The sequence below is a fragment of the Salegentibacter sp. T436 genome (assembly GCF_001932675.1).
GTDB lineage: Bacteria > Bacteroidota > Bacteroidia > Flavobacteriales > Flavobacteriaceae > Salegentibacter > Salegentibacter agarivorans.
Genome location: NZ_CP012872.1, coordinates 3,502,808 through 3,518,573, shown reverse-complemented (window position 1 = coordinate 3,518,573; position 15,766 = coordinate 3,502,808). Strand labels below are relative to the sequence as shown.

Below are 15,766 nucleotides of genomic sequence, written 5' to 3'. Positions count from 1 at the left end.
TCAAAATCATGAATAAATCGTCATGCTGTCCCGACCCTTCGGGATATTTCAGCATCTAACATAGCATGAGGATACACTCAACTTAGATCCTGAAACAAGTTCAGGATGACGACCATTTTAAATTATGACTTTTTACGGAGAACAAATCTATTACTATGAAACCTGAAAAAAAGTACCCTTCGGAAGTTTATTTAAACGGAAAATGGCTGAAACCCGATGAGGCTTTTGTTTCGGTTTTTGACCGTGCATTTATGTTTGGCGACGGAATTTATGAAGTAACTCCATTTTATAATGGAAAAGGCTTTAAGCTGAAAGAACACCTAAAACGCCTGCAATATTGCCTGGACGAGATACAGGTTGCTTTTGATGCATTTTCCCTTGAAAAATTAATGTACGAAGCTATAGAACGCGCCAATTTAAATGAAGCTGATGCGGCGGTTTATATACAGGTAAGTAGGGGAGTTGCCGCCCGAAGCCATTTTGTTCCCGAGAAGATTGAAACCACCGTGTTGCTGTACGCCTTTCCCGTGACTTTAGAAGGTTTTGAAAAGAAAACCTGGGAAGTAATAGCCACAGAAGATAAACGCTGGCACCGCTGCGATATAAAGTCGACAGCACTTTTGGCGAATGTTATGGCCAACGAGGAAGCCATCGCTGCCGGGTTTGCCGAAAACCTATTGGTGCGCAAAGGTTATTTTACTGAAGGTTCGCATTCCAGCTTATTTTTTGTAAAATATGGCGTAGTACATACCCATCCCGAAGGCCATAAGATACTCTCTGGTATTACCCGCGCCGAGGTGATTAACATCTGTGCCGACTTAAATATAAAAGTGGTTGAAAAACCTGTACATATTGACGAATTGGTAGAAGTAGAGGAAATCTTTGTTACCGGCACCACCACGCAAATTATTCCTATAAGTTCTATTACTCACAAAAACAAAAAAGTCTACAGCGCTCAAAAAGACAGCCTTACAAAAAAATTAAAGGAGGTTTTTATTAAGAGGACGAGGGGGTAGGTTTTATAATAATCCGTTCATAGAATTCAGAAAAATAAAAGGAAAAACTCGATTACAATAATAACAACGGAGCAATAAAACCAATCCTTACTTCATTTTTATTATAACTGGAGACATCAAAATTTTGTGTAGCAAATTCAGAATAATCAAAATAACGGCCAATATAAGCAAAGAAAAACCGGAGATCAATATTTTTAAACGGGCTGTAATACACGGTTGGGTTCATTCCGTAGCTTCGTCTTATGTGCTCATTGCTTGCTTTTATATCATCGTAGGCACTGCTCGTCATTAGCGTTAGTAAACCGGTAAATTTTGGACTAAAACGGTATTCTGCCCTTATCCAGTTTTCTATATATAAAACATCTTCGGCTATAGATTCGTCATCAACAATACTGGTGAGAATGCCTTTTGTATCTACTTCCTCATAACTGTAGTGAAAGTCATACATTAGGCTGAAATTCTTGTTTTGATATTTGTGTCCTAAAGTAAAAAAAGTAGTTCCTCTTTTTTTAACTTCATAAGAATGGCTTAAACTATAAATGGTTTCCAGTTTACCATCAAAAAAACTTCCGCGCCAGTTTCCCACAAAAGCCACCGGCCAATCTGGTTCCTGGATATTTTCAGCAACAATATCCCCATACAGATCATCGTAATGCATCGTTCGGGAGTTTAAAACCTGGAAACCAAAATTATGATTCTCTAAAGCCTGGTAGGTAATTCCGGCCCCGGTAACAAAAGCCAAAACATTGTTGTAAACATCATTATATTCCAAAACATACAACGGACTGAACTCGTATTCATAGCCGCCGTAAAATGGATTCATTTTTCCAAGTCTAATATTCAGCTTTGGGCTGGCTTTAATATCTATAAACGCCAGTTCTATATCGCTGCCTAATCTATCCAGGGTTTGTACATCGCTATTTCTATTAAAACGGTTTCTAAATGTAAAATTTACCCTTTCGTGTAATTTTCCGGAAATTCCCAGAGCCGTAAAACCATTTAGAAATTGGATCCCATTGTAATAGTTATCTCCACCTCTAAAGGTATATGCCTGGAATCCCATACGCATACCGAAGGTAAAATTGATATTTTTTAAGAGCTCTATTTTGTTTGATGGGATAAGAGGTTCACCCAGACTGTCTTTTTGTTGCGAGAACCCCAACAACGGAATTAATAAAAGCAGACTTATTAAATATGATTTTACCATAAGAATTGGAAGTATGGGTTAGAAAGGAAATTATTCCTTAGGAATCTTTATAAATCTACTAAAATTTAACTAACAATTAGAAAAGCTCTGGAATTTTAGCAAATGTTTGCCGATTGCTGGCGTCTATTGTTTCCGGGAAAATAGTTTTCAGGCTTCTTCTTTTTTACTCGATAATCGAGATTTAAATGCTCCGAGGCTTGCCTCGAACGAAAAGATAATTTTTCCACTCATACCTCGTGGGCTTGCCCCGAGGTTCTTGATTAAAACGAAACACCAAAACTCTTTGATAATAACTCCTCAAGTTCCTCGAGCTCCAATTTCAATTCCTGGTGGTTTTCTGATAAGGATAATTCAGACTTATCTTTCCGAAGCAACTTTTTCAATTCAAGCGTTTTAAAGTGAAATGATTTGGATTGTAGTTCAATTTGTAAAGTTGCTACTTGTTTTTCAATAGCTATCTTTTTTTGCTTAACTACAGCAATCACTTCAGTGGCCTTATCAAAAGTCAACTCCTTTTTTTCTACAGATTTCAAAACTCCACACTCAAAATTTCTACATGCTTTCGGTCTTTGAGAATAAATATTACAACCATTGCAGCCAAGTTCATTACAGGGTAGAAAAAACATTCCATTTTCACCCGTTTGTTCAATATCCATCAGCTGTTTTACTGGTGCTAGCTCTTCTCTATCGAGCTGTACAAAACCAATTAAAGTACCATCACAACATAAACCACAAGCCAAACAGATATTTGTTGGGTCACTCATATTTCCTGAATTTTAAGCTGTCTAATATAAATTGCTTATTCATATCCGGCTAATGTAGTGTAAACATAGCCGTTTACGCAGGTATAATTTCCGTATTTGTTTTTAATTGAAATTTTTTAGTCTTCTGACTTGAATTGGTGGCTAACGGTTATGGTTTGTAAGTTGGCGGGTGTAGTGACGCGCATTGTTGGCTTAGACCTGGTTTGTTGGTCAAGTTAATTATTTTCTAACGCTATCTGCTATTGGCAAGTGATCGTTGTTATTGTTGCGCGTTTATGTTCTCTTAATTTCGTTAGTAAGTTTATCAATACTTTTGACTAAATCATGGGTTGTCTTAGTTATTATATCATTCTCTTGTGCTAAATGATCTAAATCAATATCAATTACTTCGCTAAATTCCTTATTTGTAGCAACATCTTCGTAGAGAATTTTAATTTGAAAATTTCTATTTTCTTCTTCTTTGAAAAATGTATTCATAGAATTAATTGCAGTTTCAACTTTTTTTCCTGGCGGAAAAAATTGGATTGGATTTTCAAATAGAGTTTGGTTTAAAGATTTACTCTGAAAAGTAACTATATCTGGTTGTAATTTAACTTTGACATTTTTTGCAGGTGTTTTACCAATATTCTCTACATAAATCTTTAAAACTTGTCTTTCTTTGTAAAAATCTGCAATTATATATGGTCTCTTTTCTAAATAATTCTGAGTTTCTATTCTTTGTAACATTTCCCAAGTAAATACTACATAGAAATAAGTCAGAACTATCATTCCAAAACTCAAATAATCTGTTGCTTTCCAATTAACTTTATCAATAATATTTAGAACTACAAATACTGCAATTAAGATTATTGGAACTATTATTCTAAAAATTGTCTTCATAAATGCGCTACAATTCTTCTTATCCCGTTTAAACCAAAGGTTTAACTAAAAGCCTACCGGGATATGCTTAGCTTTTCAAATATAAATTATTGTCAAGGCTTAAAACTGTAGGAAACCGTAATTTTTGGGCTATTTACCAACAGGTTTTTAACTTTTTTATTAATACAATAGCGAGTTTTGTTGATGAGTCGGTAATAATTAAAACAACCTTAGTGCTAATCTTCCAAAACCCCGGCTTCTTTTAAGTATTGTAAAACTTCCTCTTTAGGTAAAGCTTTTATAGTTCGGCCTTTAAATCCGGTAGTGGTTTCGGCCATAAATAAAGAATTTAAAATGGCTTCTTCGGTGGCTTCAATGGCAGCCATAAAAAGCGGTGACATCAAATCGTTGGGAACCAGTTCTTGCTCCAGGGTTTTAGTTTCTATTTTATACGGAACCCTCACACCTTCCGCAGTAGAAAAAGCGATCACATAATCGCCGCTGCCGTTGGAAGCAATTCCACCGGTTTTTGCGAGTCCGAGGAATGCTCGTTTAGCCAGGCGTTCCAGGTTTCGGTTGTTCAGTGGTGCATCGGTAGCTACCACCATCATAGAGGAACCGTCTACATTATTCTGTAAATTATTGCTAAAACTGTAGTTTCCCAGCTTTTGTCCCACCGGTACGCCGGCAATTTGCAAAACCCCGCCAAAATTACTCTGCACCAAAACACCTAAAGTATAACTGCCCAGGCTTTCAGGCAGTTTTCGGGAAGCTGTGCCAATCCCGCCTTTATAACCAAAAGCGATGGTACCCGTGCCGGCGCCAACATTTCCTTCAGTCACTTTCCCGATTTTTGCATTTTGAATTGCTGAAATTACATCTGCATTGGTCACATGTTGTCCGCGAATATCGTTTAAATAGCCGTCATTAGTTTCGCCTACCACAGCGTTTACCGAGCGCACGTTTTCATTGCCGGGCAGGTTTAGTGTATATTTTATCAACGCATCCATCGCGGTGGGAACGTTTAAGGTGTTGGTAAGGATCACAGGAGTTTCCAGGTTTCCCAGTTCATTAATTTGTGTGCTGCCGGCCAGTTTTCCAAAGCCATTTCCCACAAAAACCGCTGCGGGTACTTTCTGCTGAAAAATATTCCCACCATGCGGAAGAATGGCCGTCACGCCGGTACGCACCGAATCTCCTTTAACCAGCGTAGTATGCCCAACTTTTACCCCTTCAACATCGGTAATCGCGTTTAGCGTTCCTCTTTGCATTACCCCAATTTTCAACGGAATTTCTTCTACACGCTGCTGTGCGTTTAAGGTATTCAGCATTAAAAACAGGAGGGAAGTGAGGAGGATATAATTTTTCATTAACGATTCGATTGTTGAGTTGTTCAAAGAATGGAAAGTTACAAAATAGTTCTTATGGTATATTTTGAAATTACTGAACGGGTTTTTAACCATAACGGCCTAATTTTATTTCCGTAGCAAAACCAGGCTGATTGTAAACGGTGGGCAGTGAAGCATTGCCTGGCGCAGCGGTTGCAATGAGCAAGATAGGCAATCAGCGTAGTGTTTTCAAGGAGAGAAAAGTAAGTCTGGCGTTTTTTGGTTCTTTTTTGAGCAATGCAAAAAAGAACATAGAGAAATATATTCTATGCTATTCCTTTCAATATTAACCTGCTGTAGTTCAAATTATAGATTGTATCTTTGCACCCGCTTTTGGGAGACTGTAAAAAAGTTTTTAAAACGTCATCCTGAACTTGTTTCAGGATCTAGGTTGGTCACAATGCAATCATATTAGAATCCCGAAGCAAATTCGGGATAAAGTCTGAAACAAGTTCAGCTTGACGAAAAAAAGATTTAGAAGCAGCTTTGAAAATACAATATAATTATGAGGACAAAGTCGATAAAGAAGAACCGTATTAATGTAGTAACCCTTGGTTGCAGCAAGAATGTGTATGATAGTGAGGTGTTGATGGGGCAGCTTAAGGGCAACAATAAAGACGTGGTGCACGAGCAGGACGGCAATATTGTGGTGATTAATACCTGCGGATTTATAGACAATGCCAAAGAAGAATCGGTGAATACCATCCTGGAGTTTGTAGAACAAAAACAACAGGGAGAGGTAGATAAAGTTTTTGTAACCGGGTGTTTAAGCGAGCGTTACAAGCCAGATCTTCAAAAAGAAATCCCTGATGTAGACCAGTATTTTGGAACTACAGAACTTCCCGGCTTATTAAAAGCGCTGGAAGCCGATTATAAACACGAATTGCTTGGGGAGCGTCTAACCACAACACCTAAGAATTACGCTTATCTTAAAATTGCCGAAGGTTGTGACAGGCCCTGTTCTTTTTGTGCGATTCCGCTAATGCGCGGTGGCCATAAATCGACTCCAATTGAAGACCTGGTTACAGAAGCGAAGAATCTTGCGGCAAATGGCGTAAAAGAATTAATACTTATCGCACAAGATCTAACCTATTACGGGCTTGATCTTTATAAGAAAAGAAATTTAGCCGAATTGCTTGAAAACCTGGCTAAGGTTGAAGGCATTGAGTGGATTCGTTTGCACTATGCATTCCCAACCGGTTTCCCAATGGATGTGCTGGATGTGATGAAGCGTGAGCCTAAGATATGTAATTATATAGATATTCCGTTGCAGCATATCAATACTGATTTGTTGAAATCTATGCGGCGCGGAACTACGAGCGAAAAAACTACAAAACTGCTAAAAGATTTCAGGAAGTATGTACCTGAAATGGCCATTAGAACCACACTTATTGTAGGTTATCCGGGAGAAACCCAGGAGCAGTTTGAGGAAATGAGAGATTGGGTAGAGGAGATGCGTTTTGAGCGTTTAGGCTGCTTTACTTATTCTCACGAAGAAAACACACACGCCTATAATTTGGAAGACGATGTGCCACAAGAGGTAAAACAAGATCGTGCCAACCAGATTATGGAAATACAGAGCCAGATTTCCTGGGAATTAAATCAGCAAAAAATTGGTCAGATCTTTAAAGTGGTGATCGATAGAAAAGAAGGAAACTACTTTGTAGGTAGAACCGAGTTTGATTCACCGGATGTGGATAACGAAGTTTTAATCGATGCCACTTCCGTTTACTTAAAAACCGGGGAATTCTACGAAGTAAAAGTGACCGATGCCGCTGATTTCGATCTATATGCGGAACCAATTCACGCAGCTCCAAAACCACAAAGAAAGGAATTGAAAGTAAAGAGCGTTTAAAATCTCCTGGCTTTAGTTTCCGTTTGGGTGAAAAGCTTAGTCATTTTAAGGGAGAAATCTACCGCTTTGAATTTATTAAATTCCAAAAGGATAGGTTTCTGGTGTTAATTCATTTTGTGGTTGCAATTTTAAAGGGTGCAGTGCCGTGGTTTTATCAATATGGATAAATGCATCATAACGAGCCGATATTCTTGACGGAACATAATTGCCACGCTCCCTTTCCGGGTGGTAAACTACCCCAATCGCACGGTGTTTTATCTTTTCAGAAAAAGCATCATTTAATTCCTGATCTTCATCAAAAATCATAAGTTTATTTTCCGCCCCGCTTTTATGTAATCTATATTCCAAACTGTTTGGGATTGCTTCTGGAACTTTCATTTTTTGCATGGGTGCACCCCAGTTTCTACCGGCCATAACAGATCCTGAATAAGAACCAAAACCAACCAGTACCACACCTTCTTTGCTGTGCTGTTCCCTTACTAATTGGCCAACATTTACCAAACCGCTTGCGGCCATATCTGTAGCCCTTGCATCTCCAATATGAGTGTTATGCTCCCAGATAATCACTTTAGCCCCATCAGGGTGATGATCCATAAGTCGGTTTAATGTTTCAACCATATGCCGATCGCGAACATTCCAGGAATCGTCACCAAACCCGGCCATAGCTTTATAATATTTTTCAGCGTTTGCCATAACCAAAGCATTTAGCTCGGCATTTAAACCTGCTTCTTCTGCGCCGTCATAACTATGCGCTTTTTCTCTCACTTGTTTTAGCAATTGTACCACCTCATTTTTACAATCTCCTTTTGAAGTAGAGAAAACAGAAGCATAAGAATCTTTTGCTTTAAAAGGTTCAAAACAATTAAGAGCATCTTTTGCTAATTCAGCCGTTTCCGGGTCTTCTTGCTGGAGATAATTAACTATAGAATTCATAGATTCCCAGAGGCTATAGACATCAAGACCATAAAATCCAATTTTTTCTTCCTGCTTTCTCTTCAAATTAAAATCTTTTAACCAGGTTGCAAAAGCGGCAATTTCCCAATTTGCCCACATCCAGGTAGGCCAGCGATTGAATTCTTTTAATACCTCCTGAATATTTTCTCCTGAATTCTTATAAGATTTAATCCATTTATTGATCTTATAACAATCTGGCCAGTCTCCTTCAACCGCTATAAAAGAGAATCCTTTTTCTTTTATAAGACGTTTTGATATTTGTGCTCTCCAGGTATAATATTCGTGGGTTCCATGACTGGCTTCCCCCAGAAGTACATATTTTGCATCTCCTATTTTTTCCAGTAAAGGATCTAAATCGGCAGAATTTTCCAGCCGGTGATAAAATTTTTCAATTTCAGGCTTTTGAATTTTATCTGAAGACAAACTTAGCATATTAGGTTAATAGTCTTAAGATAAGCATTTATGCAGAAAACAGGATTTTGGGAGATTATAAAAAAAGTATAAAATCCTTCAGATTAAGAGGAGAAGTTATTGATAAGAATTTCAGGATTTGGAGTTGCTGTTCCTCTTCCTTTTTTTATAATCCAGTAATATATAAATAAGATAGGCAACCAATCCTATTCCACCTATCCAGTAGAGCCCGTCTTTTAATTTAGAAGGGTCTTCAGCAAAATAAGCGATGGCTATAGTTAAAGGCACCATTCCGCAGAGGGTGGCATAAATAAACTTTTTTAAATCCATTCCCAGCATACCCGCGATAAAACTGATAGAATCGTTAGATAAAAAGGGGGAAATCCTGAATAGAATTACCGATCCAAATCCATAATTTCCAATCCAGAAATCCATTTTCTTCAAATTATCCTCCCCAAATATTTTAGTAAGAAATACACCTTTTAATTTTTCGCCAATAAAATATCCAATATAGGAAGCAAGTACCACACCCGTTAATGAAATAAGGCTTCCCCACCAAACACCGTAAGCCATAACCGCCACGATTATGGGAATCCAGGAAGGAAAAATAATTAAGAACATTTGAAGAATAATAAACAGAATAATAGCTACCGGCCCCCAAACGCCAAAATCCTTGAAATATGCCCGGGTTATTTCTGTATTACCGTTGGTTAAAACCCTTACAGTGGTATCTACAAAGTCTTTGAAACCTGGGAGTGTAAAGTAAGCTGTTAGTAATAAAAGTAATATTACCCCCGAAAGAATAAAAGAAGAATATTTGGAAGCTGAATTCTTCAAACCTTATATAATTTTAAATAGAAATAAAAAGTTACAAAATTATATAAGATTGATTTTAAACTTAATAGCTTTTAAAGTAGAAATTCCCCTCCTTTTGGCTCTCTGTTTTAATTATACTGATAGAAAATTCCCTGCGGAAATGGCGTCCATAAACAGGCTTTAAGTCCGGAGGCTTTTAATGCAGAATTCGTCCAGGTATTACAGGTTTTAAAAAGGTGGAAAGAAGTTTCAGCTAAATAGAACGCATCATCCTGATAATAGTGTAAACCTGAAACAGGTTGAATTTCTCCCTTATTTTCAGCGTTTACAGTTTCTAAAATATAGTCAGTTAGCTTTTTATATTGATCTTTTGAAACTGAAATTTTAACCAGGTTTTCTGAAACTGGTACTTTTTGATAAAATTGCGTGTGTAATGCACTTTGTGATCTTAGAAAAAGCGCTTTAAAAGCAACATTGAGTTTTATATCTTCCCACTGCGGGGTATTTCGGTAAAAATTAAGATCACCCCAACCAAACCCTATAAATTCAGAATTCTGCGGATTTGATAGGGTGTGCTTAGGTCTAAATATGCTATCCCAATTGATGATTTTAGAATGTACCGGAAGCAAAATATCGGTATGCATATCCTGTTTATAGAGGTAGATATCAATATTTGCGTTTTTAGTTTCAAATTTAGAATTTACGGGAATTAACGAACCAATTAATGCCATCACCTGATAAACTATAACGGGAGATAAAAGGATCAAAAGGAATTTGAAGAAGTAGCGTAAAGCTTGTTTCATTCTTTTAAGATATTGAATTTCGTTCAGTTTATCATATTTCTAGTTTGATAAGAATAAAACGTAAATAGGTCATTTTTTATAAAATTAATCATCATTACGAACGGAGTGAAGTAATCTGTCAAATTCTATTAATGGTCTACAGATTGCTTAGTACCTCAGAATGACAAAGATTATATCATGGAAAATTCAGCTTTTGTTTTTGTTATGGATTTGAAAGTCATCATTATTTTATTCAGTTTAAATTTTTAAAATAATTATTATCTTTCCTGTAATATTCTAAAACTTATGCCACAAATTTCTAAAAAAGTCACTTTTTTCCGAAGAAACTATTTCTTCATTATGGGAGGAATTTGGGGATTAATGGGAGTTTTAATGATTATTTTTCAGGTCATGGACGTTATGGCTTATGGTTACACGCTTATCGGACTCATTTATGCCGTTGTAGGATATTTGAAAAGAGATCTGGCATTAGAATTTATAAGCTGGGATGATGAAAAAATAGAGATTAGTGAGTGGCAGCAAAGCACACGATCTTATAAATGGGAGAATATTGACGGAATTAATGTTTCAGCAACTAATCTAACTATTAAATCGGGACCGGTTGATGGTACTATGGTGGAGCTTAAAGCTTATACCGAAACCGATATTGAAAAACTAAAAACCGAATTGATTCCCGCGCAAACTTTAGCGACTGCCTGATGCAAAAAATAGTAAAACATACCAGCTTTTTTAAGAAGAATCTATACTTTATTCTCGCGGTTTTCTGGCTTCTTTTGGGCCTGGCAAACTATATTTTTGTTGAGGGAAGTGTAGCGATTTTAATATCTTCCCTGTATTTAGTTTCCGGTTTACTGTATTCCTGGCTCGCGTATAAACAAAAAGATAGAAATACAGAATATATTGCCTGGGACGATGAAAAATTGATTCTAGCGAGGTTACATCAAAAACCTAAAACTTATAAATTTGGCCCGGAATTAAATATTCACGTAAGCAATTACCACTTGATTATTAAAGCTCCAAAAGCTAAAGGAGATATGGTTGAATTAAAAGGATTTTTAGAAGAGGACTTAGATTTACTGCGGGAAAAATTTGGGAAGCAGATTATGGCCTAATCTCTAATTTTCGAAACCAGTTTAAAATCAATACTATCAGCTTTATTTAATTTATATTGAAAAATAGCTTCTCCGGCTATATGCCCATCTTCGTAAGCGGCCCAAATAAAACGCTGATTCAAAATTTCAGTATCTATAAAACGCATCGTTCCGCCTAAAACAGATTCTTTAGGAATAAGTTGAGCATTTCGTTCTAAAGAGGTTACAATAAAAGTTTCAGGGTTTTGCATCGTATCAAAGTCTTCAGTAAAAACTATAGGATTCCGACTTTTCAATAATCTTAATTCTTTTTCCAGCGAATCATTTTCAATCTTTAAATCGTTAAGATCGGCTTCAAGATTATCTATTCGCAATTTTGTTTTTTCCTTTTCCGCTTCGTTAGTGCAACTAAGTAATAATACTATTGCTGGGAGTAAAAATATCTTTTTCATAAGTCAAAATTAATAGAATTAATCTCTGGCAAATGAAAAGAAATTCATAAAAAATAAAGGATTTTCAGATTGTTATATTAGGATTTAAACCTCAGTTAATAAAATAAGTCCAGTCTTTATTTATAATTCCTGCATTACTAAATAAGTAGTATAAGCAAGGTAGGCCACTAATAGAATTAAAGCTTCCCAGCGATCCAGTCTTCTTCTCTTACCGGTAAACATAGCTAAAAGTAGAAATAATGTTCCGCCGGCCAGGATATAAAGGTCCTGGTTGAAATTTAAATTGAAATTAATTGGATTTATAATTGATGCTGCAGATAGAATAAGGAAAATATTAAAGATGTTAGAACCAATAATATTACCCACAGCAATGTCGGCATTCTTTTTGGCCGCGGCTACCACAGACGTGGCCAGCTCTGGCAGGGAAGTTCCCGCAGCCACGACAGTAAGACCAATAATTTTTTGACTAATTCCCATACTTTCGGCAATTTCTATTGCATTATTAACTACCAGTTGGCCACCTAAAACCAGACCCGCGAGGCCCCCAATAATAAAAATGGTAGTTTTTAAGGGAGACAGAAGTTTGATGTTATCTTCTTCTACCACATCGTCATTTTTGAGTTGTTTATATACATAAAATAGAAATGCCAAGAAACAAAATAGTAAAATAATCCCGTCTAAAGTACTTAGTATACTGGGGTGGTCGGGAGAAATAACCTGATCGTTTACCATCATAAAAAGAATTACTACCGCTATAAGTGAAATAGGAATTTCCTTCCACGCAGTACTGGATTGCACTGCCAGCGGAGTGATAAGTCCTGTAATCCCCAGGATAATAAACAGGTTGAAATTATTACTACCTATCACATTTCCAAAAACGATATCTGAATACCCATCGGCCGCGGCAAAGGTGTTCACCACCAACTCTGGTGCAGAAGTTCCAAAAGCTACAATGGTTAAACCAATAGCAAGGTTAGAAATATTAAATTTTTTGGCCAGGGCAGAAGCACCTTCAACCATATAGTTGGCTCCAAAAATTAGGACTATCAGTCCTAAAACAAGTAAAATTGCAGGTAATATCATTATTCGTTAATTTCGTTTAATAAAACTGGTTTTCCTAAGCCAAGCTCTTCCAGTTTTTCCATCTGTGTTGCGGCATCTCCCACGATTAAAAAGTACATTTTTTCATGATCTATATATTTTTCAGCCAATTCTCTTATATCTAAAACGGTAAGCTCATTTACCATTTTCTCCCGCTGCTTAATGTAATTATACTCACGGCCAAAAGTGCTAATTTCACTAAGCATATCCAGTTTTGAATTTAAAGTCTCAAACTTCCTGGCGTTGCTTTTAATCATAAATCCGCGGGTGACTTCCATATCTTCCCCGTCAAAATTATGCGGGTAATTTTCTATAATTTCTTTGATTAGTTTTACGGCATCAAAAGTAATATTACTACGAACACCGCTGGAAATTAGAAATAGACCTTTATTTTTTCCTGCATTAAATCCAGAGCGAATTCCGTAGGTGTAGCCTTTGCCTTCCCGTAATTCCTGGGTGAGCTGCGAGGCAAATCCGCCGCCGCCTAAACGATAATTCATTACTTCGGCGGCATAAAAATCATCATCGGTAGCGGCCAGGGCAGGAGCACCAAAGCGTAAAACCGATTGCTTGGCACCGGGAACATCGTAAAAATAAATTTGAGATTCCTGTGGGAGTTCAGGCTGAGCAACTTCTGGCATTTTAACCGATTTTGGTGGCCAGGCTACCGAAAGCGCCCGAATACCTTTTACCGCATCTTCTTTTTCTATTGCGCCCACTACGTGAAAAACACTGCGTTTAGGACTAAGGTTTGCTGAATAATAATCTTTAAGATCTTCCAGGGTGATATTATTTACCGAAGATTCTGTACCTAAATTATTATGTCCTAAAATATGATTTTCGCCATAAATTAGCTTCCTAAATTCATTATTAGCAATACTATTTGGATCGGCTTTTTGTTGCTGAATTCTACTAAGTGCCTGCTGTTTTACCAGTTTGAATTCGGTAGAATCCCAGCGAGGTTCCAATAATATTTCCTGAACCAAATCTATGGTTTTAGCATAATTTTTTGCGAGGGTGCTGCCACTTAAAACAATTTTTTCATCTTCCGCAGTTACATTAATATCGGCTCCTAATAATTGAATGGCTTCTTCCAGTTCTTCGGGAGTCTTATTTTTAGTTCCTTTGGTCATTAGATTAGCCAAAAGATTAGAAACGCCTACTTTATTAGGGCTTTCCAATAATAATCCGCCTTGCATCTCCAAACTAAATTTTACCAGTGGAACTTCATTATTAGTGATTCCGTAAACTTTAAGCCCGGAAGGAAGTATATTTTCCCAAATTTCTGGAACTGTCAATTCAGGTGCGCTGCTATATGGAGGTTCTACACTTCGGTCAAAACTGGAAGGAGTTTTTTGGTAAGAGGCGTCTGCAGATGCATTCACTTCTTCTTCAGCATTTTTAACTATTTTTTCTTCTATAACTCCAGCTTCTTCAGAATTTTCTAAAGCAAGTGCCACCTGCCCTTGCGGAACAAAACTTGTAGCGACAAAATGTTTTCCTTTTATATATTTTTCATAAACACGTTTTACATCTTCCGGCGTAACCGCAAGTATTTTTTCTACATCTTTATTAATATAATTCGGATCGTTAGCAAAAATCTGGTATTGTGCCAGCTGAAACCCTTTGCCTAAAACACTGGCCAGGCTATTATAGAAGTCGGTTTCCTGTTGTGCTTTAATTCGTTTTAGATCTCTTTCGGGAATACCTTCGGCTTCAAAATTTTTAAAGGTTTCAAAAACCGCGCTTTCTACGGAATCTAAATCAACTTCATTATAAGCGGTAACCTGCAGCATTAGTTGTCCCGCTAATTCTGAAGTGTAATTATACATTCTAACCCGATCTGTATGTTCTTTTTCTGATACCAGGTTTTGATACAACGGCGCGTTTTTTCCCTCGCTTAAATATTTTGCCAGCACTTCTAAAGCATAGGTGTCTTCGTGGTAGGAATATACGGCCGGCCAGGCGATAGTTAGTTGCGGAAGCCGCGCAAAATTATCTTCGTAATAGAGTTTTTTGGTTTCGGAAAGTGCTACCAATTGCTTTTCTTCTCGTTCAATTTTGGGACCACGCGGTATTCCATCAAAATATTTATGAATCCATTCTTTGGCCTGCTCTTTATCAAAATCGCCAGCAATACTTAATGTTACATTGTTTGGTACATACCAGTTGTTATAAAACTCCTTTACATCCTGAAGCGTAGCATTTTGAAGATCTTCTAGCGAGCCAATTACCTGCCAGTTATATGGATGATCTTCGGGATATAAATTTTTATCTATCACATACATAGTATGGCCATAAGGGCGGTTATCCACACCCTGTCTTTTTTCGTTTTTTACTACCTGTTTTTCTTTGGCAAGCACGGGTTCTGTAACTGTGTTGATAAAATACCCGAGTTTATCGGCTTCAGCCCAGATCATCTTTTCCAAAGCGTCTTTTGGTACGGTTTGAAAATAATTGGTACGATCCCGGCTGGTAGAACCATTGGCACCAGAGCCTCCAATGCGAGCACTCAGTTTATCAAGTCCGCCTTTCCCAAGATTTTCTGATTCTAAAAATAAAAGATGTTCAAAAAGATGGGCAAAACCTGTTCGGCCTTCTTTTTCCCGGGCAGAACCTACGTGTGCAGTTAATGCTACCGCTACAACGGGATCTGATTTATCGATATGAAAAATAACATTTAAGCCATTTTCCAGAGTAAAAGTTTCAAAATCTACATTAAAATCGGTTGGTTCCTGGGATTGGATATTTTGAGAAATTGCAAAGCTGCAAAGCAATAAAAGTATAATTCTGAATTTCATTAAGTTCAATTTTAGCAAACCAAAATTAGTGTTTATTTCGATTGTTTCAGAATTAAATCATTGGAGTCCTAATAAAAAGCCACGAATACACGAATATTAAGTTTTGTTATTGCGAGACCTGTTTAGCGTTTGTTGTTTACTTTAAATTTTAAGCTTAAAAACCCCAAAATGAGTATAGAATAAATTAGTGAATTTGTGGTAAGAGTAAGAGTTTCGTTAAGAAAAATACCTACGAGGTTAAAAGAAACC

The 15,766-nt window shown here is 37.0% G+C and carries 14 protein-coding genes; 4 read left to right on the top strand and 10 right to left on the bottom strand.

Annotation, left to right across the window (positions count from 1 at the left end; translation table 11 throughout):
* The first annotated feature begins 155 nt into the window (after positions 1-155).
* The gene (locus AO058_RS15630) at positions 156-1,016 is read left to right on the top strand and encodes an aminotransferase class IV (protein WP_075327388.1); all 861 of its coding nucleotides are present in this window, start codon (positions 156-158) and stop codon (positions 1,014-1,016) included.
* Between the two features lie 52 nt (positions 1,017-1,068).
* Here AO058_RS15630 and AO058_RS15625 read toward each other — a convergent pair whose 3' ends face one another.
* The 4 genes from AO058_RS15625 to AO058_RS15610 form a co-directional block, all read right to left on the bottom strand.
* Positions 1,069-2,223, bottom strand: coding sequence for a porin (locus tag AO058_RS15625; protein WP_075327387.1), 1,155 nt, complete (start codon positions 2,221-2,223; stop codon positions 1,069-1,071).
* A gap of 260 nt (positions 2,224-2,483) precedes the next feature.
* Positions 2,484-2,987: a YkgJ family cysteine cluster protein gene (locus tag AO058_RS15620; protein ID WP_075327386.1), complete on the bottom strand. Its 504-nt coding sequence runs from the start codon at positions 2,985-2,987 to the stop codon at positions 2,484-2,486.
* 273 nt (positions 2,988-3,260) lie between these two features.
* The gene (locus tag AO058_RS15615) at positions 3,261-3,866 is read right to left on the bottom strand and encodes a hypothetical protein (RefSeq protein WP_075327385.1); all 606 of its coding nucleotides are present in this window, start codon (positions 3,864-3,866) and stop codon (positions 3,261-3,263) included.
* Positions 3,867-4,081: 215 nt separating this feature from the next.
* Positions 4,082-5,215 (bottom strand): DmpA family aminopeptidase, encoded by a 1,134-nt coding sequence (locus tag AO058_RS15610; RefSeq protein WP_075327384.1) that lies wholly within the window; start codon positions 5,213-5,215, stop codon positions 4,082-4,084.
* Positions 5,216-5,738: 523 nt separating this feature from the next.
* On the opposite strand from AO058_RS15610, the gene rimO reads away from it, so the two are divergent.
* Entirely contained in the window at positions 5,739-7,088 is a 1,350-nt protein-coding gene (rimO, locus tag AO058_RS15605; RefSeq protein ID WP_075327383.1) for a 30S ribosomal protein S12 methylthiotransferase RimO, read from the top strand.
* Positions 7,089-7,163: 75 nt separating this feature from the next.
* On the opposite strand, the gene AO058_RS15600 is transcribed toward rimO, so the two are convergent.
* The 3 genes from AO058_RS15600 to AO058_RS15590 form a co-directional block, all read right to left on the bottom strand.
* On the bottom strand, positions 7,164-8,465 hold the full coding sequence (locus tag AO058_RS15600; RefSeq protein ID WP_198036115.1) for an erythromycin esterase family protein: 1,302 nt from the start codon (positions 8,463-8,465) through the stop codon (positions 7,164-7,166).
* A gap of 120 nt (positions 8,466-8,585) precedes the next feature.
* A complete protein-coding gene (locus AO058_RS15595; protein ID WP_075327382.1) occupies positions 8,586-9,290 on the bottom strand; it encodes a TVP38/TMEM64 family protein in 705 nt (234 codons plus the stop codon).
* 107 nt (positions 9,291-9,397) lie between these two features.
* The gene (locus AO058_RS15590; RefSeq protein WP_075327381.1) at positions 9,398-10,072 is read right to left on the bottom strand and encodes a TIGR02117 family protein; all 675 of its coding nucleotides are present in this window, start codon (positions 10,070-10,072) and stop codon (positions 9,398-9,400) included.
* 285 nt (positions 10,073-10,357) lie between these two features.
* Here AO058_RS15590 and AO058_RS15585 point away from each other — a divergent pair, with 285 nt between their 5' ends.
* Together AO058_RS15585 and AO058_RS15580 are read left to right on the top strand one after the other, a co-directional pair.
* Positions 10,358-10,771: a DUF3784 domain-containing protein gene (locus AO058_RS15585; RefSeq protein ID WP_143083677.1), complete on the top strand. Its 414-nt coding sequence runs from the start codon at positions 10,358-10,360 to the stop codon at positions 10,769-10,771.
* The gene (locus AO058_RS15580; protein ID WP_075327379.1) at positions 10,771-11,184 is read left to right on the top strand and encodes a hypothetical protein; all 414 of its coding nucleotides are present in this window, start codon (positions 10,771-10,773) and stop codon (positions 11,182-11,184) included. Before AO058_RS15585 ends, AO058_RS15580 begins: the two co-directional genes overlap by 1 nt.
* Here the strand turns inward: AO058_RS15580 and AO058_RS15575 are convergent.
* The 3 genes from AO058_RS15575 to AO058_RS15565 form a co-directional block, all read right to left on the bottom strand.
* Positions 11,181-11,615 (bottom strand): hypothetical protein, encoded by a 435-nt coding sequence (locus tag AO058_RS15575; protein ID WP_075327378.1) that lies wholly within the window; start codon positions 11,613-11,615, stop codon positions 11,181-11,183. The genes AO058_RS15580 and AO058_RS15575 overlap by 4 nt on opposite strands.
* A 120-nt stretch (positions 11,616-11,735) precedes the next feature.
* Positions 11,736-12,698, bottom strand: coding sequence for a calcium/sodium antiporter (locus tag AO058_RS15570; RefSeq protein ID WP_075327377.1), 963 nt, complete (start codon positions 12,696-12,698; stop codon positions 11,736-11,738).
* Positions 12,698-15,517, bottom strand: a complete 2,820-nt coding sequence (locus AO058_RS15565; protein WP_075327376.1) for a M16 family metallopeptidase — start codon at positions 15,515-15,517, stop codon at positions 12,698-12,700. The genes AO058_RS15570 and AO058_RS15565 overlap by 1 nt, the downstream gene beginning before the upstream one ends.
* Between the last annotated feature and the right edge of the window lie 249 nt (positions 15,518-15,766).